Here is a 25,739-nt window from a genome sequence, read left to right on the forward strand (position 1 = left end):
ACACTAGCGCTTCGAATGCGACATCCCGAAGGGTTGGGCGTCGCGCTTGCCCGCCCATTGCGGTAGCGCGGGGCTGCCGTTGATTGTGCCGCTCATATCGACCACGCACATATAGCCGAAGCGGCGATGGCCGCCACAGCCCACGCCGGCATAGCGGTAGCCGGCATTGAACAGCAGCGCACGATGGCCGCGCCCCCGCACGCCGTCGTCGATGATCAGCTGGCGGACGATCGCATCGGCCCGGTCGAGGCCATAGGAAATGCCTTCGCCGACATAGATGTCGCCGCCCAACCGGCGGACGCGGTCGCCGGGCGAGGCGCCATCGGAGGAGAGGTGGCCGCTCGTGCCGATCGAGCCTTGCTCGTCAGCGTAGTCGCGTGCGGCGAGCTCCAGAAGGTCGCCGCGGCGCAGCGGGGGCAGGGGCGTCTGTCGCTCGAGAAAGTCGATCGCGTCATCGACCGCGTCGACGCCCTCGTTGGTGATGACGCCATTATCGTCGCCGGGGAGATACAGCAGTCGGCCCTCGAAATAGCGGCGATATTCGCGCAACTCGTCGGCATATTCGCGGGGGTGCTGACGCACGAAATTGATCCGGTCGAGCACCTGTGCTTCCAACGACGGACGATCGCTGGCACCGGTAATCACGATCCAGCACGCTCCAAGCGCAATGGCGGCGAAACGGCCAAATCCAGTCACGAAACTCCCCCGGGAACCCGACCGTGCCCCACCGCACGGTCCCCATCGCTCAGGATAGAAGCCTCTTCTTAAACCTATGAGAAGGCAAGAGGACACTCCGGAATTAACCGAAGGCGCCGATACTCAATAGGCGCCCGTTTCGGTGCGCCCGAACTCGACCACGCACATCGTCCGATAGATCCTGTGCGTGCCGCACCCGACGCCGGCGAAGCGCATCTCGCCGGCGAACACCGTCTTGCGGTGGCCGCGGCCGGGGACGGCATCGTCGACGATGAACTGGCGGACGACCTCGGGCCCGGTCGGCGGACCGTAAGTGATCACTTCCGCGACATAGGCGCCGCCGCCCCGGCGCTGAACGCGGTCGCGCGGGTCTGAACCGTCCCGCGAAAGATGGCCGGTGGCGCCGCGCGGCCCCTGGTCGGCGACATGATCATCGGCGGCCCGGGCGAGGAGCGGGGCGAAGGCGATGGGCGGAAGCGGCGTCTGCCTTTCGAGGAAATCGATCGCCTCGTCGACGGCGCGGGTTCCTTCCTTGGTCAGTAGGCCCGAAGGATTGCCGGGATAGCGCACCACCTTGCCGCGAAACCGCGCGCGATACTCCCGCAACCATTCGGCATATTCGCGTGGCTGGGTACGCGCGAAATTGATTTGGGCGATCACGTCGCGCTCGAGCGCGGTCTGCGGCGGTGGGAATACGGCCAGGAGAGCGATCGGCAGGAGCATCTGGCGTCCCTATTAGAGACATGTGAACGGCATCCGAACGGGATGTTCAGTCACGTGCAACCTAAATCATCACCGCTCGTTCTAGCGGGGAATAAACAGGCAGGGTCAGGGTTCCAGATGCACAAGTTCGTTCCGGTATTGTTTGCGCTGATCCCCCTGGCCGCAGTCATCAGCGCCTGCGTTTCCTGTCCCTGACGGAATTCCAGCCTAGAAATTCCTGCATTCCCGGGCTGCGCACCACTCGCGTGGCCCTTTTTATTTGCGAATAGGCTTCGAACGAAAAGGGCCGCCCCGATTGCCCGGGACGGCCCTTGATTCTTTGCGCGGAGCCGATCAGCCCTCGCTGGTCTCTTCTTCGGCAGGAGCAGCAGCCGGGGCTGCGATCTCGCCGGGCTCGGCGTTGGGATCGTAGTCCTCGGTGAAGCCGCTCTCTTCCTTCTCGAACATCGCGGACATCACATCGACGCCCTGGGCCTGCATATCGGCCTCTTCCGGCGAACGCGCGACGTTGACCTTGACGGTCACCGCGACTTCGGGGTGCAGCGCGATCTTGACCTCGTAGACGCCGATCGCCTTGATCGGCTTGTCGAGAACGACCTGTGCCTTGTTGACCTTGTGGCCGTCGGCGACGAGCGCCTCGACCAGGTCACGCGCCGCGACCGAACCATAAAGCTGGCCGGTGTTCGACGCCTGACGGATCAGCGTGACCGCTGCATCCTTGAAGCTGCCGGCTTCCTTCTCGGCATCGCCACGGCGCGAAGCGTTGTCGGCCTCGATGCGCGCGCGATTGGCCTCGAAGACCTTGCGGTTGGCGGCGTTCGAACGGAGCGCCTTCTTGTTCGGCAGAAGGAAATTGCGGGCGAACCCGTCCTTCACCTTCACGACATCGCCGATATGGCCGAGCTTCTCGACGCGCTCAAGCAGGATGACTTCCATGTCCCGCGCTCCTTACTTAACGATGTAGGGCAGCAGGCCCAGGTGACGGGCGCGCTTGATGGCCTGGGCCAGCTCGCGCTGCTTCTTCGCGCTCACCGAAGTGATGCGCGAGGGGACGATCTTGCCGCGCTCGGACACGAAGCCCTGGAGCAGACGGACGTCCTTGTAATCGATCCGGGGCGCGTCCTTCGCGGAGAAGGGGCAGCTCTTGCGGCGGCGGAAAAATGGGCGTGCCATGGTCTATAACTCCTTATTCGCCGCCAAAGCCGGAATCGTCGCGCTCGCGACGGCCACGGCGCTCGCCGCGATCGCCCTTGCGCATCATCACCGAAGGACCCTCTTCATGGCCGTCAACCTTGACGGTCATGTAGCGGATCACGTCTTCGTTGATCTGCGTCTGGCGCTCCAGCTCGGCGACCACGCCTGCGGGCGCGTCGATCTCGAGCATCACGTAATGCGCCTTGCGGTTCTTCGCGATGCGATAGGCGAGGCTGCGAAGCCCCCAGGTCTCGGTCTTGACGACCTTGCCCTTATTGTCCTCGATAATCTTAGTGGCGGTTTCCGCCAGGGTATCCACCTGCGCCTGTGCCAGATCCTGGCGCGCAAGGAACACGTGCTCGTACAGAGCCATGGTTCTTCTCACTGTTGGCCGATCGCTGACGTGCGCACCACGCGCATCGCCCCTCCGGCTGTCGTCTCGAATGCAACACGAGCGGAAAGCGCAGGGCTCTCCACTCGCGAAGGCGCGCCCCTAGCGTATCGGGGCGCCATTGGCAAGACGGCGGAGCCAGGAGTTTCCCGTTGGGATCGATCGAAAATGGAAAACCTGCTGAATCTCACGCATTTTACGGATTTTCAGGCGCGATCCGCCGACCAGACCAGTTGACACGGTTGACACCTACTATGTGGAAAATCCTTCCTTCCCCAAAAATGAGCATTGCGAGGGTCCGACGATGAGAAAGAGCGGGCTGCTCGATCGCCCCTGAAACCCTACATTGCAAGACGGCCCGCTTCCCAGGGTGGGAAGCGAGCCGCTTAAAACCGGAAGGACCGGCAGCAGGCTGTTCAGGCGAGCTTGGTCTGAACCTTGGCCTTGCGGCGGCGCACCGCCGCGCCCGCCAGGCCGAAGCCACCGATCATCATGCCCCAGGCCGCCGGCTCGGGCACGGCCCCGCCGAAGAACACGATGTGCGAAAGCTCGCGCGGATTGGCGCCATGCGGGATGTCGAACGTGTCCCAGGTGCCCGACGTCGCTTGGGCGATCTTGTAGAGCACGAAACTGGGCCCCGCCTTCACGGCGAAGAAGTTGACGTAATAACCGGGGATCGACCAGGTGCCCGCCGCGCTCCCCACGCCGGTGATCAGGCCCGCCGTCGTATCGGTGTCGAACAGATAGTTCAGCGTGATGTCGGGGCCTGCGCTGGGATGCGTGTCGTTGAACAGATTGTAGAGCGCCTCGGCATTCTTGTAGCCGTTGACGTTCGCCGGGTTCGGATTGCTGTTGATATTGCCCTGGAACAGGCAACCTGCCGGGCTCGCCACCGAATTGCAGCTTGCCGCGACGATAGGCCCGGCCTGCGCGGCAAGCGGAAAAACGCCAAGTGCCAGGGCAGCCGCCTGGAATGTGAATTTATGCATGTTCCCTCCCGATGGATTTAGTCCCCATTGCGGATGTGAACATGCGCTTCGTATCTTCGCGTTGAAATGGATGTTTCCGGGTTATCGCTAGCTATTCTGGGGTATTGTCGGGTATCTGTATCATGTTGATACAAAGACGAAAAAGCGCGGACCGCTGCCGGCCCGCGCTTTCGTTTCCCATGCAGAGACTTAGTTGATCGCGTTTGCAATCACCGCTGCGATGATCCCGCTGGTGACGCCGACCAGCAGCGCGTCGTTGCCCGACTGGACATAGCGATAGCCGCGCGGCGGTGCCTTCAGGCGGTGGTAGCGGCGATAGTCGATCTGGTGGTAGTTGCGGGCATAGCGGCTGTCGAAACGCTGACCCTTCTTCCAGCTCTTGTACTTCACGACCGGAGCCGGCTTGTAGACCTGCTTGACCACTACGCGCTGCTGGCCGTGACGGTCATGCTGCTGCGGTGCCGCGGCGAGCGCAGGCGAGGCCACCAGTGTCGCGGCGACCGCCGCCAGGAAAAACTTCTTCATGATCGCTACTCCTCTTAACCCAACGCCTTGTGTGGCGTTGCTCCCTATCTGGGGGCTACGTGTCGCAGGCATTTCCCGGCACGAAGGAATTTGGTCGCAATTTGTCGCTGGCGCGTTGGGCAGGGTGTTGGGGTTGCGTGGCAGGCCGGAACGGTTCTAACGCGCGGCCCCACAGCTTTAAGGAGAGGCACGTGCGCGCATTCATATTCCCCGGCCAGGGGAGCCAGGCGGTGGGCATGGGCAAGGCGCTTGCCGACGCGAGCTTGGCCGCACGCGAGGTTTTCCAGGAAGTCGACGAAGCGCTGGGCCAGAGCCTGTTCCGCCTGATGGTCGAAGGGCCCGAGGACGAGCTGCAGCTCACCGCCAACGCCCAGCCGGCGATCATGGCGAATGCGATCGCGGTGCTGCGCGTGCTGGAGAAGGAGGGCGGCATCCGCTTGGCCGACAAGGCGGATTTCGTCGCGGGCCACAGCCTGGGCGAATATACTGCCCTGTGCGCGGCGGGCGCGTTCGACCTCTCGACCGCCGCGCGGCTGCTGCGCCTGCGTGGCGAGGCGATGCAAGCGGCGGTGCCGGTGGGGCAGGGGGCGATGGCTGCCCTGCTCGGCGCCGACCTGGTCAAGGCGCAGGCGATCGCCGACGCCGCGGCCGAGGGCGAGATCTGCACCGTCGCGAACGACAATGATCCGACCCAGGTCGTGATCTCGGGCGCCCGGGGCGCGATCGAGCGCGCGGTCGCCATCGCCAAGGATCATGGCGCCAAGCGCGCGCTGCTGCTGCCGGTTTCGGCGCCGTTCCACTGCCCGCTGATGCAGCCCGCCGCCGATGCGATGGAGAAGGCGCTGGCGGCGGTCGCGATCCAGGCACCTTTGGTGCCGGTCTATGCCAATGTCACCGCCGCGCCGGTGAGCGATCCCGCGACCATCCGAATGCTGCTCGTCGAGCAGGTGACCGGCATGGTGCGCTGGCGCGAATCGGTGCTGGCGATGCAGGCGGCGGGTGTCACGGATTTCATCGAGCTGGGCGGCAAGGTGCTGGGCGGCATGGTCAAGCGTATCGCACCCGATGCGAACCCGATCAGCGTGGCGACGATGGATGATATCGAGGCGCTGGCGAAGGCGCTGTAATTTCTCCCTCTCCCGCTCGCGGGAGAGGGCCGGGGTGAGGGTCAGTGAGCCGCGAACGCAGCGCTCGCCGTGCCGGACTCACCCTCACCCAACCCTCTCCCGCAGGCGGGAGAGGGCTTTGAAGGAGAAGAACATGTTCGACCTAACAGGCATGACCGCGCTGGTGACCGGCGCTTCCGGCGGCATCGGCTCCGCGATCGCCAAGGCTTTGGCCGCGCAGGGCGCGCGGCTCGTGGTTTCCGGCTCGAATGCCGAGAAGCTCGAGGCGTTCCGCGCCGAGCTGGGCGGCGATCACGTCGCTTTGCCGTGCAATCTTTCGGACGCCGCAGCGGTCGACGCGTTGGTGCCGCAGGCGGTCGAGGCACTCGGCAAGCTCGATATCCTGGTCAACAATGCCGGCGTCACCCGCGACAATCTGACGATGCGGATGAAGGACGAGGAATGGGACCAGGTTATCACGGTGAATCTGGAGGCCGCGTTCCGCCTGATCCGTGCGGCTTCCAAACCGATGATGAAGGCGCGTTTCGGCCGGATCGTCTCGATCACGTCGGTCGTCGGCGCCACGGGCAATCCGGGCCAGGCCAATTACGCCGCGTCCAAGGCGGGGCTGGTCGGCATGTCCAAGGCGGTCGCGCAGGAACTCGCGAGCCGCAACGTCACGGTCAATTGCGTCGCCCCGGGCTTCATCCGCTCGGCGATGACCGATGTGCTGCCCGAGGCACAGAAGACCGCTCTGCTCACGCGCATTCCGGCCGGCGATCTCGGCACCGGCGAGGATATCGGTGCGGCGGTGGTCTATCTTGCCAGCAGGGAAGCAGGCTATGTCACCGGCCAGACCTTGCATGTGAATGGCGGGATGGCGATGCTTTGATGCGAATCCTGGGGGCAGGAGTGAATGCTATGCGTATCCTAATGCCTGCCCTTTTTGCCGTCGGCGCGATCTCGGCACCTGCTTATGCCGCCGATCTCGCGACGATCGACTGCGTCAGCACCAAACTCGATGCCGCGATCAAGGCCCAGCTCGAGGCCGATGCGGCGCGCAATCTGGGCGAGGCCGGCAAGCGGCCAACCTATGATCCCAGCGTCAGTCGCGGCCTGAACGACGCCGCCACTGCCTGTGCCAAGGACAATAATTGGTCTCCCGCCGCGACCAAGGCGGCGGGCATCTATGCGCTGGCCAAGATCGGCATGCCGACCGCGCAGCGTGTGGTGGGAGAGAAGGGATTCGACGCCGCGGCGCTCGAAGACCAGTTCCAGGCGCTGCCCGAGGAGACGCGCGATCGCCCGCTCACCGCGGCCGAGAACCAGGAATTGATCAAGGCGGCGGTGACCGACGAAGCGAAGCAGACTCGCGAGAATGCAGAGCTTCTCGCCGAATTCTTCGCGTTCCTCAGCACGATCCAGTATGCGGCGCATGATTTTTCGGTAGCATGAGCGTTCAACTGGGACAGTGCACCCCCTTGCCACGGCACCGCACGCGAACTAGGTGCGTTTGTCACGAAATCAGAGCCCCAGTCACAAAGGAAAACAGGGACCATGGCCAACCAGGAAGAGATCACCACCCGCGTCCAGGCCCTCGTCGTCGACCATCTCGGCGTCGACGCGAAGGAAGTGGTTCCGACCGCTAGCTTCATCGACGACCTCGGCGCGGACAGTCTCGACATCGTCGAGCTGGTGATGGCCTTCGAGGAAGAGTTCGGAGTTGAGATCCCCGACGACGCTGCCGAGAAGATCATGACCGTGGGCGACGCCGTGTCGTACATCAGCGAGCATCAGGAGGGCTGAAGCCCTTAGGCTCGCGCCCTGATGGGCCGGCAATGCATATCAGCGGCTTCCCGTCCCGGGCTCTTCGAGAGCGGACGGGGAGCCGTTTTGTTTTACAACAGGCTCGTTTATCTGCCTGCCGCCACAAAATTGAACCCTGACGGAGAAATGCCATGCGCCGTGTAGTCGTTACCGGCCTTGGGCTCGTCACCCCTCTGGGTGCCGATGTCGAAACGGCCTGGAAGAACATCATCGCCGCTAAATCGGGCGCGGCGACGATCACGCGCTTCGATGCCACCGATTTCCACAGCAACTATGCCTGCGAAGTGAAGCCGGCCGACCATGAATATGGCTTCGATCCTGGCAGGCGCGTCGATCACAAGGTGCAGCGCCAGGTCGATCCGTTCATCATCTTCGGTATCGACGCTGCCGGCCAGGCGATCGAGGATGCCGGCCTGCTCGACATGACCGAGGAAGAGCGCTTCCGCGCCGGTTGCTCGATCGGTTCGGGCATCGGCGGCCTGCCGGGCATCGAGAGCGAATCGCTGGTGCTGGCCGAGAAGGGCCCGAAGCGCGTCAGCCCGCACTTCGTCCATGGCCGCCTGATCAACCTGATCTCGGGCCAGGTCTCGATCAAATACGGGCTTATGGGCCCGAACCATGCGGTGGTCACCGCCTGCTCGACCGGCGCGCATTCGATCGGTGACGCCGCGCGGATGATCGCGATGGATGATGCCGATGTGATGCTGGCGGGCGGCGCCGAGGGCGCGATCTGCCCGATCGGCATCGCCGGCTTCGGCCAGGCCCGGGCGCTGTCGACCAATTTCCGCGACGAGCCGTGGCGCGGCAGCCGTCCCTGGGACGAGGCGCGCGACGGCTTCGTCATGGGCGAGGGCGCCGGCGTGGTCGTGCTCGAGGAATATGAGCATGCCAAGAAGCGCGGCGCGAAGATCTATGCCGAAGTGATCGGCTATGGCCTGTCGGGCGATGCCTATCACGTGACTGCGCCGCATCCCGAAGGCTCGGGCGCGTTCCGATCGATGCAGATGGCGATGAAGAAGTCGGGCCTCAGCATGTCCGACATCGACTATGTCAACGCACACGGCACCTCGACGCCGCTCGGCGACGAGCTCGAGCTGGGCGCGGTGCGCCGGCTGTTCGGCAACAATATCGGCCATATGTCGATGAGTTCGACCAAGTCGGCGATCGGCCATCTGCTGGGCGGCGCGGGCGCGGTGGAGAGCATCTTCTGCATCCTCGCACTGCGCGACCAGATCGTCCCGCCGACGCTCAACCTCGACAATCCGAGCGAGAATTGCGCGGGCATCGATCTGGTGCCGCATGTCGCCAAGGAGCGGAAGGTGAAGGCCGTGCTGAACAATTCGTTCGGCTTCGGCGGCACCAATGCCAGCCTGGTGATGCGCGCTGTCTGACGAAACGCCACCGCCGGCGCCCGAGCCGCAGCCCGGACCGGCGTCCGCTGCCGGCCTGCGCCGGCGGCGGGGCGGCTGTGCGGCACTGGTGGCGATCCTCGCGATCGTGGCGGTGGGCTTCTTCCTCCTCCAGATGTGGGGCGGGGCTGGGCCGGCGAAGCAGAATATCTCGGTGCTGATCCCGCAGGGCGCGACGCTCTCCCGGGCGGCGACCGAGCTGGAAAAGGCCGGCGCGATCCGTTCGGCGCGCGCCTTCGTGCTGTTCTCCAAGGTGCTGGGCGGCAGCAGCCCGATCAAGGCGGGCGAGTATCGCGTGCCTGCCCGGCTCAGCCAGTCGGACATCCTCAAGATGCTCCAGGGCGGCAAGACGCTCCAGCGCTTCGTGACGGTGCCCGAGGGCACGCCCTCGATCATCGTCTACGAAACGCTGATGAAGGCGCCCGAGCTTTCGGGGCCACTCGCCGTACCGGTGGAAGGCACGGTGTTGCCGGACAGCTACGCCTATAATCGCGGCGACACGCGCCAGGCGGTACTCGACCGGATGCAGAAGGCGATGGTCAATTATCTCGCCAGGGCCTGGGAAGCGCGCAAGCCCGGCATCGCGGTGAGCAATCCGCGCGACGCGCTGATCCTGGCCTCGATCGTCGAAAAGGAGACCGGCAAGCCCGCGGAACGGCGTACGGTCGCCACGGTCTATGGCAACCGGCTGAAGCGGGGCATGCCGCTCCAGGCCGATCCGACGATCATCTACCCGATCACCAAGGGCAAGCCGCTCGGCCGGCGGATCCTGCAGTCCGAACTGCACGCCCGGAACGACTATAACACCTATGCGATGACCGGTCTGCCGATTGGTCCGATCGCCAATCCCGGCCGCGCCTCGATCGACGCGGTGCTCGATCCGGCGTCGTCGAGCGCCCTCTATTTCGTCGCGGACGGCACCGGCGGCCACGTGTTCGCCGACACGCTCGAGCAGCACAACGCCAACGTCCAGAAATGGTATGCGCTGAGGAAAGCGCGCGGCGAGATGTAGCCCGTCCGCGCATCCGCGATGGACGCGCATTCCCGCGGTTGATAACGTTCTCAAAAATGTCGGCCGAGGGGATGAGGATGAAGCGCTTGCGCGGGATCGCTGCCGGGATAGCGGCGAGTTTTCTGGCCGTAGGCCCGGCATGCCACGCCCAGGGGCAGGACTTTCTCCACAGCCAAGGCACACGCGTCGTTGATGGCGAGGGCCGGCCGGTGCTGTTGCGCGGCATGGGGCTGGGCGGCTGGATGCTGCAGGAAGGCTATATGCTGAACTTGGGCGATCTGGAGAAGGGCCAGCAGCACGTCATCCGCCGGCGCATCGCCGAAACGATCGGCGAGGAAGGCGCCGAGCGCTTCTACCGGGCCTGGCTCGACAATTTCGTCACCAAGGCAGACATGGACGCGATGGCGGGCTGGGGGTTCAACTCGGTCCGCCTGCCGATGCACTACAACCTCCTCACGCTCCCGATCGAGAAGGAGCCGGTGCCGGGCAAGGACACCTGGCTGGAGAGCGGGTTCGAGCGTATCGACCGGCTGCTCGAATGGACCCGCGCCAACGGTATGTATTTGATTCTCGACCTGCACGCCGCGCCGGGTGGGCAGGGCAACGACCTGCCGATCGCCGATCGCGATCCGACCAAGCCTTCGCTCTGGGACAGTGCCGAGAATCGCCGCAAGACGGTGGCGCTGTGGAAGCGGCTGGCCGAGCGCTATGCGGACGAGCCCGGCATCGGTGCCTATGACCTGATCACGAGCCCAATTGGGATTTCGACGGCCCGACGGACGGCCATGGCTGCAAATCGACCAGGAACGCGCCGCTCTGGGCCTTTTACGGCGAGCTGATCGCGGCGGTCCGGTCGGTCGACAAGCGCCACATGATCGTGATCGAGGGCAATTGCTGGGGGAATAATTATGGCGGGCTGGAGAAGGCGCCCGATGCCAATCTGACGCTCAGTTTCCACAAATATTGGAACCGCAACGACGAGGCCTCGATCGCGCAGCCTCTGGCGCTGCGCGACAAATTGGGCGTGCCCTTATGGCTCGGCGAGTCGGGCGAGAATTCGAACGTCTGGTTCCGCGACGCGATCCGGCTGGTCGAGGGGCATGACATCGGCTGGGCGTTCTGGCCGCTCAAGAAGATCCGCTACAACAATCCGCTCCAGATCGATGCCAATCCCGGCTGGGACGCGCTCGTCGCCTGGTGGCTGGGCAAGGGGCCAAAGCCCGATGCCAAGGCCGCCGAGGCGGCGCTGATGCGGCTCGCGACGCATGACGTGCGTTTCGAGAGCAACATCTTCCACCCCGACGTGATCGACGCGATGCTCCGCCAGCCGCATGCGGACGAGACGCGCCCGTTCAAGCCAAACCGGGTCGGGCGCGGTGCCGCGACGATCGCTGCGGTCGATTTCGACCTCGGCCCTGCGGGCCGCGCCTATGCCGACCGCGAGGACGCCAACTACCATATCGCGACCGGCGGCAAGCGCGTGACCTGGAATAGCGGACTGACCTATCGCAACGACGGCGTCGACGTGGTGCGCGACCCGCAGGGCCGGCCCTATGTCGCCAGCTTCCAGTTGGGCGAGTGGATGCAGTACACGCTTGATGCCGAAGCGGCGGGCACGCGAATGCTGTTGGTTTCGGTGCGCGGTGCGCAGGGCGGCACTCTCTCGCTGCGCCTCAACGGCGGCGCGCCGGTCACCCTGCCGCTGGCGCCGGGGTCGGACTGGCAGGCGCTGCGCTTTTCCGGGCTCAAACTACTTCAGGGCAATAACCGGCTCGTGCTGAAGGCGGAGAACTGCACGGATTGCGAGGTGCGGAGCCTGGAGATCGCGGCGACTGCGGGCTCCTGACGCCCCTACCCGTCACCCCGGACTTGTTCCGGGTCCACCAGGTCTGGGCGAGACGATCGAACTTACAGGCCAGCGTGTGCGGCACCGTGGGCCCCGGAACAAGTCCGGGGTGACGGAGACGTAAAATACGCCGTCAGCGAGCCAGCGCCGCCGCCTCGCGGGCCAGGGCCTCGACCTGCTCCATGCTCGCGCCCTTGGGCGTGATCCAGCTGCCGCCGACGCAGAGCACCGGGCCGAACGCCAGCCATTCCGGCGCGCTCGCCAGGGTGATGCCGCCGGTCGGGCAGAATTTCGCCTGGTAGAAGGGCGCGGCGAGCGCCTTGAGCGCCTTGAGCCCGCCCGAAGTCTCGGCCGGGAAGAATTTGAAATGGGTGAGGCCCATGTCGAGCCCGCGCATCAGATCGCCCGCGGTGGCGATACCCGGCAGGAAGGGCACGCCGCTGCCGGTGATCGCGTCGCCCAGCCGCTCGGTGAGGCCGGGGGAAACGATGAATTCGGCATCGGCCTTCATCACTTGCTCGAACTGGTCGGTGTTCACCACCGTGCCGGCGCCGACGATCGCGCCCGGCACCTGCTTCATCTCGCGGATTGCATCGAGCGCCGCGGAGGTGCGCATCGTCACTTCGAGCACGCGTAGCCCGCCCTTCACCAACGCTTCGGCCAGCGGTCGCGCGGTGGCGGCGTCCTCGATCACCAGCACCGGAATCACCGGGCTGGTGCGCATGATCGTCTCGATGTCACTCACAGCGCATGCTCCTGGGCGAAGGCGGCGGCTGCGCCATACAGGCCCGGTTGGGGATGGGTGATCAGCTTGACGGGGATCGAGGCCATCAGGTTGCGGAAGCGACCCTTGGCAACGAAACGCTCGCCAAAGCCCGATTGCAGCAACTGGTCCTTCAAACGCAAGCCCAGACCGCCCGCGATTACCACGCCGGTGGGGCCGTGCGACAGCGCGAGGTCGCCGGCGACCGCGCCCAGGCTCAGGCAGAAGCGGTCGAGCGCGGCGACGGCAATGCTATCTTTCCCCTCCAGCGCCATCGCCCAGATCTGCTTGTCGTCGAGCCGTTGCACCGGGCGACCTTCCAGCTCGGCCAATGTTTCGTAGATCGAGACGATCGCCGGACCCGCGACCACGCGCTCCTTGGAGACGCGGTTATAGGTCTTGCGCAGCCGCTTCACCAACGCGTCCTCGATCGGATCGAGCGGGGCGAAGTCCGAATGGCCACCCTCGGTGGCGATAACATTATAGCCCGCCTTGTGGCGGAAGACCTGCGCGACGCCCAGGCCGGTGCCCGGACCGCACACGGTGATCGAACCGAGCGCGGGCAGAGGCTCCTCGGGACCGCAGAGATGCACGAACGCATCCTCGCCGAACTGGCCCACGGCATGGCCGATCGCCTCGAAATCATTGACCAAAGTCCAGGTGTCGGCGCCCAGCCGCTCGGGGATCAGTTGCGGGCGGATGATCCAGGGATTGTTGGTGAGCTTGATAAGTTCGCTGTTGATCGGCGAGGCGACCGCGATCGCCGCCGCCTTGGGCAGAGGCCGACCCAGCGCTTCGCCATAAGCCCGCCAGGCAAGCTGGAGGCTCGGATGCTCGGCGACCTTCTGGGTCATTGGCTCGCTTATCGAGACGACCCGGCCCTCCGCTACTTCCGCTACGGCAAAGCGGGCGTGCGTCCCTCCGATATCGACCGCGACGACTTCCATGTGGCTTTTGATCCTCTGCCGGCTCGATGCCCTGTCAACGTTGGCAGTCGATGCGGTGCTCTTCTTCCCGCGCTTCGCGAATAAGTAAAGGGGAGCGCGATGAGAGGGCTATTTTCCCCTAGAGTCCGGCCTCGGCGAGCATGGCCGAGCCGCCCAGTTCCGCCTCGTCGCAATGCGTACGCAGCATCGCGAACAGCTCGCGGCCGGTGCCCTGCGCGGGCGGCGGCGGGACGCAGTGCTCGCGCGCATCCCATTCGGCGGGGTCGACCAGCGCCTGGAGCACGCCTTCCTCGGCACAAAGCCGGATTATGTCGCCGTCGCGCACCTTGCCGATCGGTCCGCCGCCCAAGGCCTCGGGCGAAAGATGGATCGCGCATGGCACCTTGCCCGACGCGCCCGACATGCGCCCGTCAGTGACCAAAGCGACGCGGAATCCGCGATTCTGGAGCACGCCGAGCGGCGGTGTGAGCTTGTGGAGCTCGGGCATGCCGTTGGCCTTGGGACCCTGGAAGCGCACCACCACGACCACGTCGCGGTCGAGCTCGCCGGCCTTGAACGCGGTCTGGACTTCGCTCTGGTCCGAAAAGACCCGGGCGGGGGCCTCGATCGTCCAGCGGTCGCGCTCGACCGCGCTCACCTTGATGCAGGCGCGCCCCAGATTGCCCTTGAGGATGCGGAAGCCGCCTTCGTCGGAGAAGGGGGCATCGATCGTCCGGATGATCGTCTCGTCTCCGCTCTTCTCGGGCAGGTCGTGCCAGACGAGCTTGTCGTCCTCGATCACTGGTTTGCGGCCATAAGCTGTCATGCCGTCTGAACCGACCGTCACCGTGTCGCCATGCATCAGCCCGCCCTTGAGCAGTTCGCGGATCACGAAGGCCGGGCCGCCGGCATCCTCGAAGCCGTTCACGTCCGCCGAGCCGTTCGGATAGACGCGGGTCAGCAGCGGCACGATGCGTGAGAGGCGATCGAAATCGTCCCAGTCGATCACGATCCCGGCCGCGCGCGCGATGGCCGGGAGATGGATCAGATGGTTGGTCGAGCCGCCGGTCGCGAGCAGCACGATCGCGGCATTCACGATCGCCTTCTCGTCGACGACATGGCCGATCGGGCGATAATCGTTGCCGTTCCAACCGATCTCGGCGAGCCGGTGGACTGCGGCGCGGGTCAGTTCCTGGCGCAGCTTGGTACCGGGGTTCGCGAAGGCGGCGCCGGGCATATGGAGGCCCATTGCCTCCATCATCATCTGGTTCGAATTCGCCGTGCCGTAAAAGGTGCAGGTGCCCTTGCCGTGATAGGCGGCGATCTCCGCCTCGAGCAGTTCCTCGCGACTTGCCTTGCCGTCGGCATAGCGCTCGCGGACCGCGGCCTTCTCCTTGTTGGGCAGGCCCGATCGCATCGGCCCGCCCGGGATCAGCACCATCGGCAGGTGGCCGAAGCGCAAGGCACCGATCAGCAGGCCGGGGACGATCTTGTCGCAGATGCCGAGTAGTGCCGCGCCCTCGAAGGTGCGGTGGCTGAGCGCGATCGCGGTGGAGAGCGCGATCGTGTCGCGGCTGAACAGCGACAGCTCCATGCCCTGATAGCCCTGGGTCACGCCGTCGCACATTGCGGGGACGCCGCCCGCCACCTGCGCGGTGGCACCGGCCTCGAGCGCCCAGACCTTCATCTGCTCGGGGTAGCGATAATAGACCGCGTGCGCCGAGAGCATGTCGTTGTACGACGTGACGATGCCGATGTTCATCGAGCGCCCGGCGGTGAGCTGCTCGCGCTGCTCGTCGGTGCCGGCATAGGCATGGGCGAGGTTGGCGCAGCCCAGCTTGGGACGATCATTGCCCGATTCGCGCTCGCGATCGATCAGCGCGAGATAGGCCGCGCGCCGCTCCTTCGAGCGGGTGATGACGCGGTCGGTGACGGCGGCGATTTCGGAATGCAGGCTGGCCATCAGACGCTCCAGTGCACGTCTACCGGCAGTTCCGCTTCGGCGAGCACGCGGCCGATCGGAAGGGTGGAGCCCGCGCCCTCGGTGATGGCGCGCTCCAGCACGTCGCGCTTCTCCTGGCCGGTGATCGCGATCATCAGCGCACGCGCGGCGACGATCGCGGCGAGCGACAGCGTGACTCGCGCGACGGGCGCCTCGGGCGGCAGCGGCTCGGGCATCACGCCGAGGGCGCGGCGCTCCTTGGGGCCGGTCAGTGCTTCGGTGAGATCCGGGCCAGGGAAGATCGAGGCGGTATGGCCGTCCGCGCCCATGCCGAGCACGCACAGATCGAGCGGCCAGTGAAAATCGAGCAGGCGCGCATCGGCGGCCCGGCCGGCGGCCTTGTAATCGGGTGCCTTGTCGCTGACGAGCGGGATCACGCGCGCGCCGAGCGGCAGGAAGATCTTGGCGATGCCGGTTACGTTCGACATCGGATCGCCCATCGGCACGATGCGATCGTCGGTGGGGACGATCGTGACGCGCTTCCAGTCCAGCTTCGCCTTGCTCAGCTTGGCATAGATCGGCCCCGGCGTGCGGCCGCCGGGCAGCGCGACGACGGCGCCGCCACGCGCGTCGATCGCGCTTTCGATGATGAACTGTATGTCGCCGGCCAGCGCCTCGCCCATCTCGCCGGCGTCATCATATTCCCACCACTCGATCTCGGTCGTCATGCTTGCTCCTTGGTATTTGGTGGGGCGCCCGCCTTCATATGGGGCCGGTCGCTTATTCGTGCCACGTCACGCCGTCGCGCTCGGTGAGCGCCACCGATGCCGACGGCCCCCAGCTTCCCGATGCATAGGGCTTGGGCTTCATGTCGTTCGCGTCCCAGCCGGCGCGGATGCCGTCGATCCATTCCCACTGGGCTTCGACTTCGTCGCGGCGGACAAACAAGGTGGGGTCGCCTTCGATCAGATCGAGCAGCAGCCGCTCATAGGCGATGCGGCGGCGGGTGCCTGCGAATTCGGTATCGAGGCTCAGGTTGAGCGGAACCTCACGCAGGCGGACGCCCTCGCGGTCGAGCCCGGGCTGCTTGGCCATCACCAGCAAGCGGACATATTCCTCCGGCTGGAGGCGGATGATCAGGGCGTTGGGCTGCAGCATGCCGCCGCGATCGGCGAAGATCGAGTGCGGTACCGGCTTGAACTGGATCACGATCTCCGAGCGGCGCTCGCCTAGCCGTTTTCCGGTACGCAGATAGAAGGGCACGCCCTGCCAGCGCCAATTGTCGACATGCGCCTTGATCGCGACGAAGGTCTCGGTGTTCGAAGGCTTTTCGAGGTCGGTGGCATAGTCGCGGACGATCTCGCCCTTCACCGCGCCACCGCCATATTGGCCGGTGACGGTGAGGTGCGTCGCTTCCTGCGAGCTGATCTTGCGCAACGAGCGGAACACCTTGACCTTCTCGTCGCGGATCGCGGTACCGTCGAAGCGGGCGGGGGGCTCCATCGCGATCAGCGCGAGGAGCTGGAGCATGTGATTCTGCACCATGTCGCGCAGTGCGCCAGTCTCGTCATAGAAGCCGGCGCGGCCTTCCAGGCCGACGGTCTCCGAAACAGTGATCTGGACATGGTCGATGCCCTGCGCGTTCCACACCGGCTCGAACAGCGAATTGCCGAAGCGCAGCGCGAGGATGTTCTGCACTGTCTCCTTGCCGAGATAGTGATCGATGCGGAAGGTGCGGTCCTCGGGAAAGGCCCCGGCGACGATGTCGTTGATCTCGCGGCTAGATTGCAGATCGCGGCCCAGCGGCTTTTCGAGGCCGATGCGGACGTTGCTGCAGGCTAGGCCGGCGGCTTCGAGTCCCTTGATCGTCGGGCCGAACAGCCAGGGTGCGGTCGACAGGAAGATGGCGAGCCCACCCGAGATATCGCCGACCTTGTCCTTGAGCGCCGCGAAGCCGTCGGTCTTCGCTGCGTCGAGCGGCTGATAGTTCAGGCGTTCCAGGAAGCTGCCGACAGCGCTGTCATCCTTGCGGTCGGCGGGAAGGAATTCGTCGAGCGCCTTGCGGGCGAAGTCGCGATAGCCTGCATCGTCATGCTCCGAGCGCGCGGTGCCGGTGATCGTCAACCCGGCGGGCAGCAGCCCGTCGGCGTGGAGCGCGTATAGCGAGGGGAGCAGCATCCGCTGGGCGAGATCGCCGGTCGCTCCGAACAGCAGCAATTTGCCCACGGCCTGATGCATCGATTGCCTCTCGTCGTTGTTCTGCGAACGCTCGACACCAACGGGCGGCAAAGATCAAGCCGCCGCGCGCGGCATACGTATGCTCGCTTGTCTAGAGAACCAGCCCCGCGACTGGATCGAGCCCCGCCATGATGTTGAGGTTCTGCACCGCGGCGCCGGCGGCGCCCTTGCCGAGATTGTCGAGCGTGGCGATCAGCCGCGCCTGACCGGTCTCGACATTGCCGAAGACCCGGAGCGAAAGCCGATCGGTGCCCGCGTCCTCCTCGATCGTCACCGTCGGGGCGTCGGCGGACAGCACGCGCACCACCGGCGAATCCTTATAGGCCTCGCGCAGCGCGTTCTCGCACGCCTCGATCGACGGGCGGCGCGTGAAGGCATGAAGGGGCAGGGGCACTTCTACCACCATGCCGCGATAGGTGCGCACGACCGAGGGCAAGAAGATCGGTGGATGCTCGATCCGCGCATGCTTCTGCATCTCGGCGACATGCTTGTGCGCCAGCGGTAGGCCATAGGCGCGGAACGCGGTCTCGGTGTATCCGGCTGAACCCTTGTCCTCGAACTCGGCGATCATCGATTTGCCGCCACCCGAATAGCCCGACACGGCGTTGGCGGTGAGCGTGAAGTCGTGCGGAATCAGACCGGCGCGGATCAGCGGGCGGACCAGCGCCAGGAAACCGGTGGGATAGCAGCCGGGATTGCTCACCCGTGCCGCTTCGGCGATCGCGGTCGCCTGGCCGGGTTCGAGCTCGGCAAAGCCATAGACCCAGTCGGGCGCGACGCGGTGCGCGGTCGATGCGTCGATCACGCGTGTCCGTTCGCTGCGAATCATCGCCACGGCCTCGCGCGCGGCGTCGTCGGGCAGGCACATGATCACGAAATCGGCCGAATTGAGCGCTTCGTCCCGCTTCGCCGGATCCTTGCGCTCCGTACCGTCGAGCATGAGCAGGTCGATTTCGCTGCGGCCGGCGAGCCGCTCGCGAATCTCAAGGCCCGTCGTTCCCGCTGCGCCGTCGATAAAGACCCGGACGCTCACGCCGGATCCCCCAGCGCGCCAGCATCGATATAGCCGACGAGGCCGGGTCCGCGCGCGACGCCCCAGGCATTGCCGCCGGCAAGCTCCAGCACTTCGAAGACATCACCTTGCGGGAGCTGGGCGAGAATCTCCGAATCGGCCGCCGAAGCGGCGCGAAGCGAGATGGCGGCGGAAAGCGTCCTGGGCATAGGCGCTGCATAATGGGGAGCGAAGACACGATCCGCCAGACGTACATCGGCCAAATCGCGACGAACGGCGTCGACCCGCGGGTCCACGGCGATCGAACGTCCCTTGAGAGAGAAGCGCTTACGCGTTGGCCCTGCGGGCGACGGGCTGGATGTGGTCGCCCGCGAGGAAGTGCCCGAACTCTGCAAGAAAATCTGCCCCTTCAGCGGTACGCGCCACGAAGATATTTCGTTTGTCGCTATCGTCGCGCTGGCGGCGCAGATAGCCGAGCGTGCCCAGTCTGTTCAAGGCTCGGGTAACTACGGGCTTCGAGACGTTCAATGCACGCGCCAGGCCGCGTACCGTATGCGGACCCGGATCCAGATAGACCAGCATCAAAAGCGCCATCTGCCGATTGGTCAGATCGGGCTCACCTGAACGAACATAGTCGATCAGCGTGTTCTTCCATGAAGATAAGGACTGGTCGGCCATAGCGTTCACGGCTTCTACTCACACGTTACGACCCCGATACGCCAAGGGATCCACAGCAGTAACGCCCGTCTCGGCGCTAGGTTTCAGTGCGATGGCGAAATGTTTCGGTTGTGAGGGCTATATGTGGCATTGGGGCCGCAGATTCGCGGGTTCGGGCCGGATCCATAGGTTGATCCTCCCGGGCTGCTCCCCTATGTCGCGCCTTTCCGCAACAGGTCCCGGTCCTTCATGTTCACTTTCCTGCTCGTCGTCCAAGCCATCATCGCCGCTTTGCTGGTGACGGTGATTCTCATGCAGCGCTCGGAAGGCGGCGGTCTGACCACGGGCGGCAGCCCCTCGGGCCTGATGTCGGCGCGCGGCGCCGCGGACTTCCTGACGCGGGCGACGTCGATCCTGGGCGGGCTGTTCATCCTGATGAGCATCTCGCTGGCGGTGATCGCCGCGACTCGCCATTCGGCGACGATCGACACCTCGCTCCAGCGCAAAGCGGCCCCGGCGGCTCCGCTGTCGACGACCGCACCGGGCCAGGTGCCGTTCGGTGCGACCGGCAATAGCGCCGCGCCGGCGGCTCCCGCAGGGGCCGCAGCGCCCGCGAACAGCTCGGCGCCGGGCAACTCGCAGGTTCCTTTCAGCCAGTAATCGTTCGCCGCTTTCCCTCCTGGAAAGCAGCAAAACGAAAAAATAATGCGCCGGCGCGGATTCGAGCGCTTGCCGGTGTATGTCCATTCACGTTAGGCGTTTTCTCCCATGGCGCGGTATATCTTCATCACCGGCGGCGTGGTCTCCTCGCTCGGCAAGGGTCTTATGGCGGCAAGCCTCGCGGCGTTGCTCCAGGCACGAGGCTATCGGGTCCGCATCCGCAAGTTCGATCCCTATCTCAACGTCGATCCCGGCACGATGTCGCCGCACCAGCATGGTGAGGTCTATGTGACCGACGATGGCGCGGAGACCGATCTGGATCTGGGGCATTATGAGCGCTTCACCGGTGTCGCGTCGCGCCAGTCGGACAACGTCACGTCGGGCCGGATCTACAAGACGATCATCGAGCGCGAGCGGCGCGGCGACTATCTGGGCGCCACCGTCCAGGTGATTCCGCACGTGACCGACGCGATCAAGGCGTTCGCGCAGGACGAGATCGACGATCTCGACTTCGTGCTGTGCGAGATCGGCGGCACGGTGGGCGACATCGAATCGCTGCCGTTCATCGAGGCGATTCGCCAGCTTCGCAACGATCTCGGCCGCGGCAACACGGTCAGCATCCACGTGACGCTGGTGCCATTCATCTCGGCCGCCGGCGAGCTCAAGACCAAGCCGACCCAGCACAGCGTGCGCGAGCTTGCTTCCTTGGGTGTCCAGCCCGACGTGCTGGTCTGCCGCTCCGAACGTGAGCTTCCCGCGAGCGAGCGCGCCAAGATCGCCCAGTTCTGCAACGTGCCCACCGCCGCGGTGATCCCGGCGCTCGATGCCAAGAGCATCTATGCGGTACCGATGCAGTATCACCGCGAAGGCCTGGATTCGGAGGTGCTGCGCGCCTTCGGGATCGATCCGGGCGAACCGCCCCGGCTCGATCGCTGGGAAGATATCATGACCCGCCTCGACAATCCCGAGGGCGAGGTCACGATCGGCGTGGTCGGCAAATATATGGGCGTCCCCGACGCCTATAAGTCGCTGCACGAGGCGCTGGTCCATGGCGGCATCGCCAATCGCGTGAAGGTCAACATCCGCTGGCTCGACGCCGAGCTGTTCGAGCAAGACGAGGCGGAGATCACGTCGCGGCTTGAGCCGATGCATGGCATCCTGGTGCCCGGCGGCTTCGGCGAGCGCGGTAGCGAAGGCAAGATTGCCGGCGTCCGCTTCGCCCGCGAGCGCAACGTGCCATTTTTCGGCATTTGCCTGGGCATGCAGATGGCCTGTATCGAGGGCGCGCGCGAACAGGGCGTGAAGGACGCATCGACCACGGAGTTCGGCCCGACCGAAGAGCCCGTGGTCGGCATGATCACCGAGTGGATGACCGCCGAGGGCATCCAGAAGCGCGAGGCCGGCGGCGATCTGGGCGGCACGATGCGGCTCGGCGCCTATCCGGCGAAGCTTTCGGGCAACAGCGTAGTCGCCTCGATCTACGGCTCTGATTCGATCAGCGAGCGCCACCGCCACCGCTACGAAGTGAACACCCACTACAAGGGCGTGCTGGAGCAGGGCGGGCTGGTCTTCTCGGGCATGTCGCCCGACGGGACGCTGCCCGAGATCGTCGAGCGGCCGGATCATCCCTGGTTCGTCGGGGTGCAGTTCCATCCCGAGCTCAAGTCCAAGCCCTTCGATCCGCACCCGCTGTTTGCCAGCTTCATTGAGGCTGCAGTCAAGCACTCGCGTCTGGTCTGATTTCATGCGTGCGATGGTTCTGGCTTTGCTCGCGCTGTTCCTCGCGTCCAGCGCCGCGCCGGCGCGGCAAGGCGGGGCGATCCCCGGCATGGTCAGGGTGCGGCTGGTGACCTCGGTAGGGCCGATCGTGCTGGCGCTCGATGCGAAGCGCGCGCCCAAGACGACCGCCAATTTCCTCGCTTATGTCGATGACGGCCGGTTCGAGGGCACGCTCTTCTACCGCTCAGCGCGGCGAAAGGGCGATCCCAAGCTGGGCTTCATCCAGGGCGGCATCGGCACCGATGCCCGCCGGATGCTCGAGCCGCTGCCGCTCGAACAGACCAACCAGACCGGTATCAAGCATCTCGATGGTGCCATCTCCATGGCGCACGGGCCCAACGCCGATGCGGCGAACGGCAATTTCTCGATCATGGTCGGCGCCAATCCTTCGCTCGACGCCCATGGCAGCTCTCGAGGCTTTGCCGCTTTCGGGCGGGTGGTGTCGGGGATGGACACGGTTAAGCGCATCCTGGCGATGGCCACCGGCGGCGGGCGCGAGGCGATGAAGGGGCAGATGATCCTTCAGCCGGTGCGCATCCTCCGCGCCGAGCGGCTGGACGGGGTGGCGCGGCCGACGGGACGCGTGAAGCCCTGGCTGATAGGTCCACCGCGGATGTGATAAATATACGCTGGAAGATACTGATACAGCGAAATTTGATCTAGATTAGTATTGCGAGCACGAAGAGAGGAGAGGGGGCAACCCCTCTCCTCTTTTTCGTTGGCCGGCGCATAAGCAAAAGGCGCCCGGACCGAAATCCGGACGCCCCTGCTGCAGCGGCACCCAAAGGGAGGAAGGCGCCGCGAGTGCTGCCGTGGTTACGCGGCCTCGGCGTCGCGATGCGGAATCGCGCTCGGCTGGCTGTCGGTATTCACGGCGATCTTCTTCGGCTTCATCGCCTCGGGAACCTCACGGACCAGCTCGATGGTCAGCAGGCCGTCGGCCAGGTTCGCGCTCTCGACCCGAACGAAGTCGGCGAGTTCGAAACGGCGCTCGAAGCTGCGGTTGGCGATGCCGAGATGCAAATACGAGCCCTGGTTGTTCTCGTTTTCATTGCCCTTCTTGCCGCTCACAAGCAGCAGGTTCTGCTGCGCGGTGATGTCGATCTCGTCGCTCTTGAAGCCGGCGACGGCGATCGTGATGCGGTAGCGGTCGTCGGCGACGCGCTCGAGATTGAAGGGCGGATAATTCTCGCTGCCGGCCTGGCGCGCGCTTGCTTCGAGCAAGTCGAACAGGCGGTCGAAGCCGATGGCGGAGCGGCGGAAGGGGGTAAAGTCGAACTGACGCATTTTCAAAGCCTCCAATGAGCAAATTGAACGTCTTGCCTGGGCGCCCGGACTTCCGCGGCGCCGCGGTGCACGGCCCTAATGGCGCCGCGCCAACCCAATCTGGGTGGCGGAATTCGCGTTTCAAGTGCGGCGAAACGCGCGCCGATTGCGCCCGGCAACCGGAGCTACGGCTTCCTAAACATCTCCTTGCTCGCTAATTCACACCAAATAAGTGGAGATTAGCGAAGACAAAACTAAAAAGGGGATATTGATGAGCCTGTCTTCGCTCGCGCTGCTGCTGATGGCCGGCACCTCGCCGCTCGCCGCTGCGCCGATTTCCGCGCCCGAGGACCCGCCTGTCGTCGTCGCCAAGGAAGACCCTCCCGCCAAGGAAGATCCTGCCGCCAAGGACACGCAGGCGCGCCCGGACGTGCAGGACAGTGGCGAGATCGTCGTCACCGCGCGCCGCCGCGCGGAGCGCATCCAGGAGGTGCCCATCGCTCTCACGGTGGTCGGCGGCGACGAGCTGGAGAAGACCGGCACATACAACCTCAATCGGCTCCAGCAATCCCAGCCCGCGCTGCAATTCTATTCGAGCAACCCGCGCAATTCGGCGATCAACATTCGCGGTCTGGGTGCGCCGTTCGGCTTGACCAACGACGGCATCGAGCAGGGCGTCGGCTTCTATGTCGACCAGGTCTATATTGGTCGTGTCGGCGCTTCGACCTTCGACTTCGTCGATGTCGATCGCGTCGAGGTGCTGCGTGGCCCGCAAGGCACCCTCTATGGCAAGAACACCACCGCGGGCGCCGTCAACATCACCACCCGCGCACCGAGCTTCACGCCCGAATCGAAAGTCGAGCTGAGCGGCGGCAACTATGATTTCATCCAGGCGAAGGCGTCCCTGTCGGGTCCGCTCAGCGACAAGGTCGCGCTGCGCATATCGAGTTCGATCACCAGCCGCGGCGGCACGATCTACAATGTCCGCACCGACGAGTATCTGCATCGTCAGAGCACGCTGGGCTTTCGCGGACAGTTGCTCTGGAAGCCCAGCGCCAATCTCGACCTGACGCTGGCGGGCGACTTCAACCAGCAGAACCCGCTGTGCTGCGTGCAGATCTACGCACGCACCGGCGCGACCCAGCGGGCGCTCAACCGACAATACGCGGGGCTCGCCGCGGCGGCCGGCTACACGCCGCCGAGCACCGATCCGTTCGATCGCGTGACCGATCTCGATGCACGGATCAATTCGCGCCAGGAGATCGGTGGCGCTTCGCTGGTCGCCAATTGGGACCTCGGACCGGCGACACTGACCTCGGTCACGGCGTGGCGCTATTGGGATTGGCAGCCGGCGAACGACCGCGACTTCATCGGCCTGCCGATCACCACCGTCTCGCAGAATCCGTCGCAGCAGCAGCAGGTCTCGCAGGAATTGCGCCTCACCTCGAACGGTTCGAGCCGGTTGGAGTATACGCTGGGCGCCTTCTTCTTTCATCAGAAGATCGATACCCAGGGCTCGCAGGTGCAGGGCTCGGCCGCAAGCGCCTGGCTGCTCAATCCGACCAGCGCGGGCGGCAGAAACCCGGACACGTTGAACGGTCTCACCAGCACCAACGACATTCATTTCAAGAACGACAGCTTCGCGCTGTTCGGAAAGCTGAACTGGGAGGCGCTGAAAGGCCTGCATATCCAGCCGGGCCTGAGGCTCAACTATGACCGCAAGAGCGGCTCCTATATCGCGACGGTCAGCATCAACAACGCGACCTATCCCAACAAGGTGGCGACCTGCGCAAACCCGACCACGTTGAACGCCGACCAGCTCAACACCCTGGCGCCGCAATGCTATGATCCCGAGTTCAGCGCCTGGAACGTCTCGGGAGATCTCACCGTCTCCTATGATTTCGCGCGCGACGTGCACGGCTACGCCACCTATGCGCGCAGCTTCAAATCCGGCGGCATCAACCTATCGGGCCTGCCGCTCAACAGCACCAATACCGCGGTCGACCTGACCAAGGAGACAGTGAAGCCCGAGAAGGTCGATCATTTCGAGCTGGGGCTGAAGACCCAGTTCCTTGATCGGCGGGTGACTTTCAACATCGCCGGCTTCTGGACCGAGATCAGCAACTACCAGGCGACGGTGAACAACGGCCAGACCACAGTGATCCGTGGCTATCTGGCGAACGCCGACAAAGTACGCGTGCGCGGTGTCGAGTTCGACTCCTCATTCCGCCCGAGCCAGCGGCTGAACCTCTACGTCAATGGCGCCTACACCGATGCCAAGTATAAGCGCTTCGTCAACGCGCCGTGCCCTCCCGAGCTTTCGGGGGGCAACCCGGCGCTCAACGGCGCGACACCCGCCCCGGCAGGAACGCCGGGCCTGAGCCCGCTGGTCTGCGACATCTCGGGCCAGGTGTTACCAGGCATCTCCAAATGGGCGTTCGCCTGGGGCGGTGAGGTCAATGTGCCGGTCGGTTCCGGTCAGGCCTATCTTGGCTATGACGGTAGCTGGCGCTCCAAATTCTCGTCCAACCCGTCGCCATCGGCCTACACCTGGATCGACGGCTATTCGCTCAGCAACGTGCGCGCCGGCTGGCGCCGCGACGACCTCAACGTCTACGCCTGGGTCCGCAACGCGTTCGACCAGCATTATTTCGAACTGCTCTCGACCCAGTCGGGCAGCACCGGGCTGATCGTCGGTCAGCCCGGCGATCCGAGGACCTACGGACTCACGATCAGCAAATCGTTCTAACCAGCAAGACAGGCTAGCCTCTCGCCATG

At 65.1% G+C, this 25,739-nt stretch carries 28 protein-coding genes; 12 read left to right on the forward strand and 16 right to left on the reverse strand.

Annotated elements, in window-relative coordinates:
- Positions 1 to 3 precede the first annotated feature (3 nt).
- The 7 genes from IAG41_RS03345 to IAG41_RS03375 form a co-directional block, all read right to left on the reverse strand.
- On the reverse strand, positions 4 to 696 hold the full coding sequence (locus IAG41_RS03345) for a CAP domain-containing protein (protein WP_187727143.1): 693 nt from the start codon (positions 694 to 696) through the stop codon (positions 4 to 6).
- Between the two features lie 123 nt (positions 697 to 819).
- A complete protein-coding gene (locus IAG41_RS03350; RefSeq protein WP_187727144.1) occupies positions 820 to 1,419 on the reverse strand; it encodes a CAP domain-containing protein in 600 nt (199 codons plus the stop codon).
- Positions 1,420 to 1,752: 333 nt separating this feature from the next.
- Entirely contained in the window at positions 1,753 to 2,355 is a 603-nt protein-coding gene (gene rplI, locus IAG41_RS03355; RefSeq protein WP_187727145.1) for a 50S ribosomal protein L9, read from the reverse strand.
- Positions 2,356 to 2,367: 12 nt separating this feature from the next.
- Positions 2,368 to 2,592 carry a 30S ribosomal protein S18 gene (rpsR, locus tag IAG41_RS03360; protein WP_010543816.1) on the reverse strand — a complete coding sequence of 75 codons (225 nt, stop codon included), beginning with the start codon at positions 2,590 to 2,592 and terminating at the stop codon, positions 2,368 to 2,370.
- 13 nt (positions 2,593 to 2,605) lie between these two features.
- The gene (gene rpsF, locus IAG41_RS03365; RefSeq protein WP_187727146.1) at positions 2,606 to 2,986 is read right to left on the reverse strand and encodes a 30S ribosomal protein S6; all 381 of its coding nucleotides are present in this window, start codon (positions 2,984 to 2,986) and stop codon (positions 2,606 to 2,608) included.
- 434 nt (positions 2,987 to 3,420) lie between these two features.
- Positions 3,421 to 3,993, reverse strand: a complete 573-nt coding sequence (locus IAG41_RS03370; RefSeq protein ID WP_187727147.1) for a PEPxxWA-CTERM sorting domain-containing protein — start codon at positions 3,991 to 3,993, stop codon at positions 3,421 to 3,423.
- A 189-nt stretch (positions 3,994 to 4,182) separates the two neighbouring features.
- On the reverse strand, positions 4,183 to 4,521 hold the full coding sequence (locus IAG41_RS03375) for an RcnB family protein (RefSeq protein ID WP_410468071.1): 339 nt from the start codon (positions 4,519 to 4,521) through the stop codon (positions 4,183 to 4,185).
- A 188-nt stretch (positions 4,522 to 4,709) separates the two neighbouring features.
- Here IAG41_RS03375 and fabD point away from each other — a divergent pair, with 188 nt between their 5' ends.
- From fabD to IAG41_RS22920, 8 genes are all read left to right on the forward strand, one after another.
- Positions 4,710 to 5,645, forward strand: a complete 936-nt coding sequence (gene fabD / locus IAG41_RS03380) for an ACP S-malonyltransferase (protein ID WP_187727149.1) — start codon at positions 4,710 to 4,712, stop codon at positions 5,643 to 5,645.
- A gap of 133 nt (positions 5,646 to 5,778) precedes the next feature.
- On the forward strand, positions 5,779 to 6,516 hold the full coding sequence (gene fabG / locus IAG41_RS03385; RefSeq protein WP_187727150.1) for a 3-oxoacyl-[acyl-carrier-protein] reductase: 738 nt from the start codon (positions 5,779 to 5,781) through the stop codon (positions 6,514 to 6,516).
- Between the two features lie 29 nt (positions 6,517 to 6,545).
- Positions 6,546 to 7,079 (forward strand): hypothetical protein, encoded by a 534-nt coding sequence (locus tag IAG41_RS03390; protein ID WP_187727151.1) that lies wholly within the window; start codon positions 6,546 to 6,548, stop codon positions 7,077 to 7,079.
- 102 nt (positions 7,080 to 7,181) lie between these two features.
- Positions 7,182 to 7,430, forward strand: coding sequence for an acyl carrier protein (locus IAG41_RS03395; RefSeq protein ID WP_187727152.1), 249 nt, complete (start codon positions 7,182 to 7,184; stop codon positions 7,428 to 7,430).
- Between the two features lie 152 nt (positions 7,431 to 7,582).
- Positions 7,583 to 8,842: a beta-ketoacyl-ACP synthase II gene (gene fabF, locus IAG41_RS03400; protein ID WP_187727153.1), complete on the forward strand. Its 1,260-nt coding sequence runs from the start codon at positions 7,583 to 7,585 to the stop codon at positions 8,840 to 8,842.
- 94 nt (positions 8,843 to 8,936) lie between these two features.
- A complete protein-coding gene (mltG, locus tag IAG41_RS03405; protein ID WP_410468072.1) occupies positions 8,937 to 9,872 on the forward strand; it encodes an endolytic transglycosylase MltG in 936 nt (311 codons plus the stop codon).
- 77 nt (positions 9,873 to 9,949) lie between these two features.
- Positions 9,950 to 10,711 carry a glycoside hydrolase family 5 protein gene (locus IAG41_RS22915; RefSeq protein ID WP_222950466.1) on the forward strand — a complete coding sequence of 254 codons (762 nt, stop codon included), beginning with the start codon at positions 9,950 to 9,952 and terminating at the stop codon, positions 10,709 to 10,711.
- A 32-nt stretch (positions 10,712 to 10,743) separates the two neighbouring features.
- Positions 10,744 to 11,718: a hypothetical protein gene (locus IAG41_RS22920; RefSeq protein ID WP_410468057.1), complete on the forward strand. Its 975-nt coding sequence runs from the start codon at positions 10,744 to 10,746 to the stop codon at positions 11,716 to 11,718.
- Positions 11,719 to 11,851: 133 nt separating this feature from the next.
- Here IAG41_RS22920 and eda read toward each other — a convergent pair whose 3' ends face one another.
- The 8 genes from eda to IAG41_RS03450 all read right to left on the reverse strand — a co-directional run bounded on the left by eda (position 11,852) and on the right by IAG41_RS03450 (position 19,277).
- The gene (eda, locus tag IAG41_RS03415) at positions 11,852 to 12,442 is read right to left on the reverse strand and encodes a bifunctional 4-hydroxy-2-oxoglutarate aldolase/2-dehydro-3-deoxy-phosphogluconate aldolase (protein ID WP_187727854.1); all 591 of its coding nucleotides are present in this window, start codon (positions 12,440 to 12,442) and stop codon (positions 11,852 to 11,854) included.
- A 17-nt stretch (positions 12,443 to 12,459) separates the two neighbouring features.
- Positions 12,460 to 13,428: a glucokinase gene (gene glk / locus IAG41_RS03420; RefSeq protein ID WP_187727154.1), complete on the reverse strand. Its 969-nt coding sequence runs from the start codon at positions 13,426 to 13,428 to the stop codon at positions 12,460 to 12,462.
- A 118-nt stretch (positions 13,429 to 13,546) separates the two neighbouring features.
- Complete coding sequence (gene edd, locus IAG41_RS03425) at positions 13,547 to 15,370, reverse strand: phosphogluconate dehydratase (RefSeq protein ID WP_187727155.1); 1,824 nt, start codon at positions 15,368 to 15,370, stop codon at positions 13,547 to 13,549.
- Positions 15,370 to 16,077 carry a 6-phosphogluconolactonase gene (gene pgl / locus IAG41_RS03430; protein ID WP_187727156.1) on the reverse strand — a complete coding sequence of 236 codons (708 nt, stop codon included), beginning with the start codon at positions 16,075 to 16,077 and terminating at the stop codon, positions 15,370 to 15,372. Before pgl ends, edd begins: the two co-directional genes overlap by 1 nt.
- Before the next feature lie 52 nt (positions 16,078 to 16,129).
- On the reverse strand, positions 16,130 to 17,587 hold the full coding sequence (gene zwf / locus IAG41_RS03435; protein WP_187727157.1) for a glucose-6-phosphate dehydrogenase: 1,458 nt from the start codon (positions 17,585 to 17,587) through the stop codon (positions 16,130 to 16,132).
- A 91-nt stretch (positions 17,588 to 17,678) separates the two neighbouring features.
- Positions 17,679 to 18,620: an N-acetyl-gamma-glutamyl-phosphate reductase gene (argC, locus tag IAG41_RS03440; RefSeq protein WP_187727158.1), complete on the reverse strand. Its 942-nt coding sequence runs from the start codon at positions 18,618 to 18,620 to the stop codon at positions 17,679 to 17,681.
- Complete coding sequence (locus IAG41_RS03445) at positions 18,617 to 18,808, reverse strand: SH3 domain-containing protein (protein ID WP_316251073.1); 192 nt, start codon at positions 18,806 to 18,808, stop codon at positions 18,617 to 18,619. Before IAG41_RS03445 ends, argC begins: the two co-directional genes overlap by 4 nt.
- Positions 18,809 to 18,926: 118 nt before the next feature.
- Positions 18,927 to 19,277 (reverse strand): MarR family transcriptional regulator, encoded by a 351-nt coding sequence (locus IAG41_RS03450; protein ID WP_187727160.1) that lies wholly within the window; start codon positions 19,275 to 19,277, stop codon positions 18,927 to 18,929.
- A 228-nt stretch (positions 19,278 to 19,505) separates the two neighbouring features.
- On the opposite strand from IAG41_RS03450, the gene secG reads away from it, so the two are divergent.
- The 3 genes from secG to IAG41_RS03465 all read left to right on the forward strand — a co-directional run bounded on the left by secG (position 19,506) and on the right by IAG41_RS03465 (position 22,314).
- Entirely contained in the window at positions 19,506 to 19,916 is a 411-nt protein-coding gene (gene secG, locus IAG41_RS03455) for a preprotein translocase subunit SecG (protein ID WP_187727161.1), read from the forward strand.
- A gap of 108 nt (positions 19,917 to 20,024) precedes the next feature.
- A complete protein-coding gene (locus IAG41_RS03460) occupies positions 20,025 to 21,656 on the forward strand; it encodes a CTP synthase (RefSeq protein ID WP_187727162.1) in 1,632 nt (543 codons plus the stop codon).
- 4 nt (positions 21,657 to 21,660) lie between these two features.
- Positions 21,661 to 22,314, forward strand: coding sequence for a peptidylprolyl isomerase (locus IAG41_RS03465; RefSeq protein WP_187727163.1), 654 nt, complete (start codon positions 21,661 to 21,663; stop codon positions 22,312 to 22,314).
- Between the two features lie 197 nt (positions 22,315 to 22,511).
- On the opposite strand, the gene IAG41_RS03470 is transcribed toward IAG41_RS03465, so the two are convergent.
- Positions 22,512 to 22,982 (reverse strand): Hsp20 family protein, encoded by a 471-nt coding sequence (locus tag IAG41_RS03470; protein WP_187727164.1) that lies wholly within the window; start codon positions 22,980 to 22,982, stop codon positions 22,512 to 22,514.
- Between the two features lie 250 nt (positions 22,983 to 23,232).
- Here IAG41_RS03470 and IAG41_RS03475 point away from each other — a divergent pair, with 250 nt between their 5' ends.
- Positions 23,233 to 25,710 carry a TonB-dependent receptor gene (locus IAG41_RS03475; protein WP_187727165.1) on the forward strand — a complete coding sequence of 826 codons (2,478 nt, stop codon included), beginning with the start codon at positions 23,233 to 23,235 and terminating at the stop codon, positions 25,708 to 25,710.
- Positions 25,711 to 25,739: the final 29 nt, after the last annotated feature.

It is taken from the genome of Sphingomonas sp. JC676 (genome assembly GCF_014489075.1).
GTDB lineage: Bacteria > Pseudomonadota > Alphaproteobacteria > Sphingomonadales > Sphingomonadaceae > Sphingomonas.

What these genes read in the sequence shown, in the direction of transcription:
- rpsF (WP_187727146.1), bottom strand. Translation starts at nt 2,986, where the DNA reads ATGGCTCTGTACGAGCACGTGTTCCTTGCGCGCCAGGATCTGGCACAG.
- edd (WP_187727155.1), bottom strand. Translation starts at nt 15,370, where the DNA reads ATGGCCAGCCTGCATTCCGAAATCGCCGCCGTCACCGACCGCGTCATC.
- glk (WP_187727154.1), bottom strand. Translation starts at nt 13,428, where the DNA reads ATGGAAGTCGTCGCGGTCGATATCGGAGGGACGCACGCCCGCTTTGCC.
- IAG41_RS03450 (WP_187727160.1), bottom strand. Translation starts at nt 19,277, where the DNA reads ATGGCCGACCAGTCCTTATCTTCATGGAAGAACACGCTGATCGACTAT.
- IAG41_RS03395 (WP_187727152.1), top strand. Translation starts at nt 7,182, where the DNA reads ATGGCCAACCAGGAAGAGATCACCACCCGCGTCCAGGCCCTCGTCGTC.
- IAG41_RS03465 (WP_187727163.1), top strand. Translation starts at nt 21,661, where the DNA reads ATGCGTGCGATGGTTCTGGCTTTGCTCGCGCTGTTCCTCGCGTCCAGC.
- eda (WP_187727854.1), bottom strand. Translation starts at nt 12,442, where the DNA reads ATGCGCACCAGCCCGGTGATTCCGGTGCTGGTGATCGAGGACGCCGCC.
- IAG41_RS03460 (WP_187727162.1), top strand. Translation starts at nt 20,025, where the DNA reads ATGGCGCGGTATATCTTCATCACCGGCGGCGTGGTCTCCTCGCTCGGC.
- IAG41_RS03470 (WP_187727164.1), bottom strand. Translation starts at nt 22,982, where the DNA reads ATGCGTCAGTTCGACTTTACCCCCTTCCGCCGCTCCGCCATCGGCTTC.
- IAG41_RS03445 (WP_316251073.1), bottom strand. Translation starts at nt 18,808, where the DNA reads ATGCCCAGGACGCTTTCCGCCGCCATCTCGCTTCGCGCCGCTTCGGCG.
- IAG41_RS22915 (WP_222950466.1), top strand. Translation starts at nt 9,950, where the DNA reads ATGAAGCGCTTGCGCGGGATCGCTGCCGGGATAGCGGCGAGTTTTCTG.
- IAG41_RS03370 (WP_187727147.1), bottom strand. Translation starts at nt 3,993, where the DNA reads ATGCATAAATTCACATTCCAGGCGGCTGCCCTGGCACTTGGCGTTTTT.
- rpsR (WP_010543816.1), bottom strand. Translation starts at nt 2,592, where the DNA reads ATGGCACGCCCATTTTTCCGCCGCCGCAAGAGCTGCCCCTTCTCCGCG.
- IAG41_RS22920 (WP_410468057.1), top strand. Translation starts at nt 10,744, where the DNA reads ATGATCGTGATCGAGGGCAATTGCTGGGGGAATAATTATGGCGGGCTG.
- fabF (WP_187727153.1), top strand. Translation starts at nt 7,583, where the DNA reads ATGCGCCGTGTAGTCGTTACCGGCCTTGGGCTCGTCACCCCTCTGGGT.
- IAG41_RS03390 (WP_187727151.1), top strand. Translation starts at nt 6,546, where the DNA reads ATGCGTATCCTAATGCCTGCCCTTTTTGCCGTCGGCGCGATCTCGGCA.
- secG (WP_187727161.1), top strand. Translation starts at nt 19,506, where the DNA reads ATGTTCACTTTCCTGCTCGTCGTCCAAGCCATCATCGCCGCTTTGCTG.
- IAG41_RS03475 (WP_187727165.1), top strand. Translation starts at nt 23,233, where the DNA reads ATGAGCCTGTCTTCGCTCGCGCTGCTGCTGATGGCCGGCACCTCGCCG.
- IAG41_RS03350 (WP_187727144.1), bottom strand. Translation starts at nt 1,419, where the DNA reads ATGCTCCTGCCGATCGCTCTCCTGGCCGTATTCCCACCGCCGCAGACC.
- pgl (WP_187727156.1), bottom strand. Translation starts at nt 16,077, where the DNA reads ATGACGACCGAGATCGAGTGGTGGGAATATGATGACGCCGGCGAGATG.
- zwf (WP_187727157.1), bottom strand. Translation starts at nt 17,587, where the DNA reads ATGCATCAGGCCGTGGGCAAATTGCTGCTGTTCGGAGCGACCGGCGAT.
- fabG (WP_187727150.1), top strand. Translation starts at nt 5,779, where the DNA reads ATGTTCGACCTAACAGGCATGACCGCGCTGGTGACCGGCGCTTCCGGC.
- rplI (WP_187727145.1), bottom strand. Translation starts at nt 2,355, where the DNA reads ATGGAAGTCATCCTGCTTGAGCGCGTCGAGAAGCTCGGCCATATCGGC.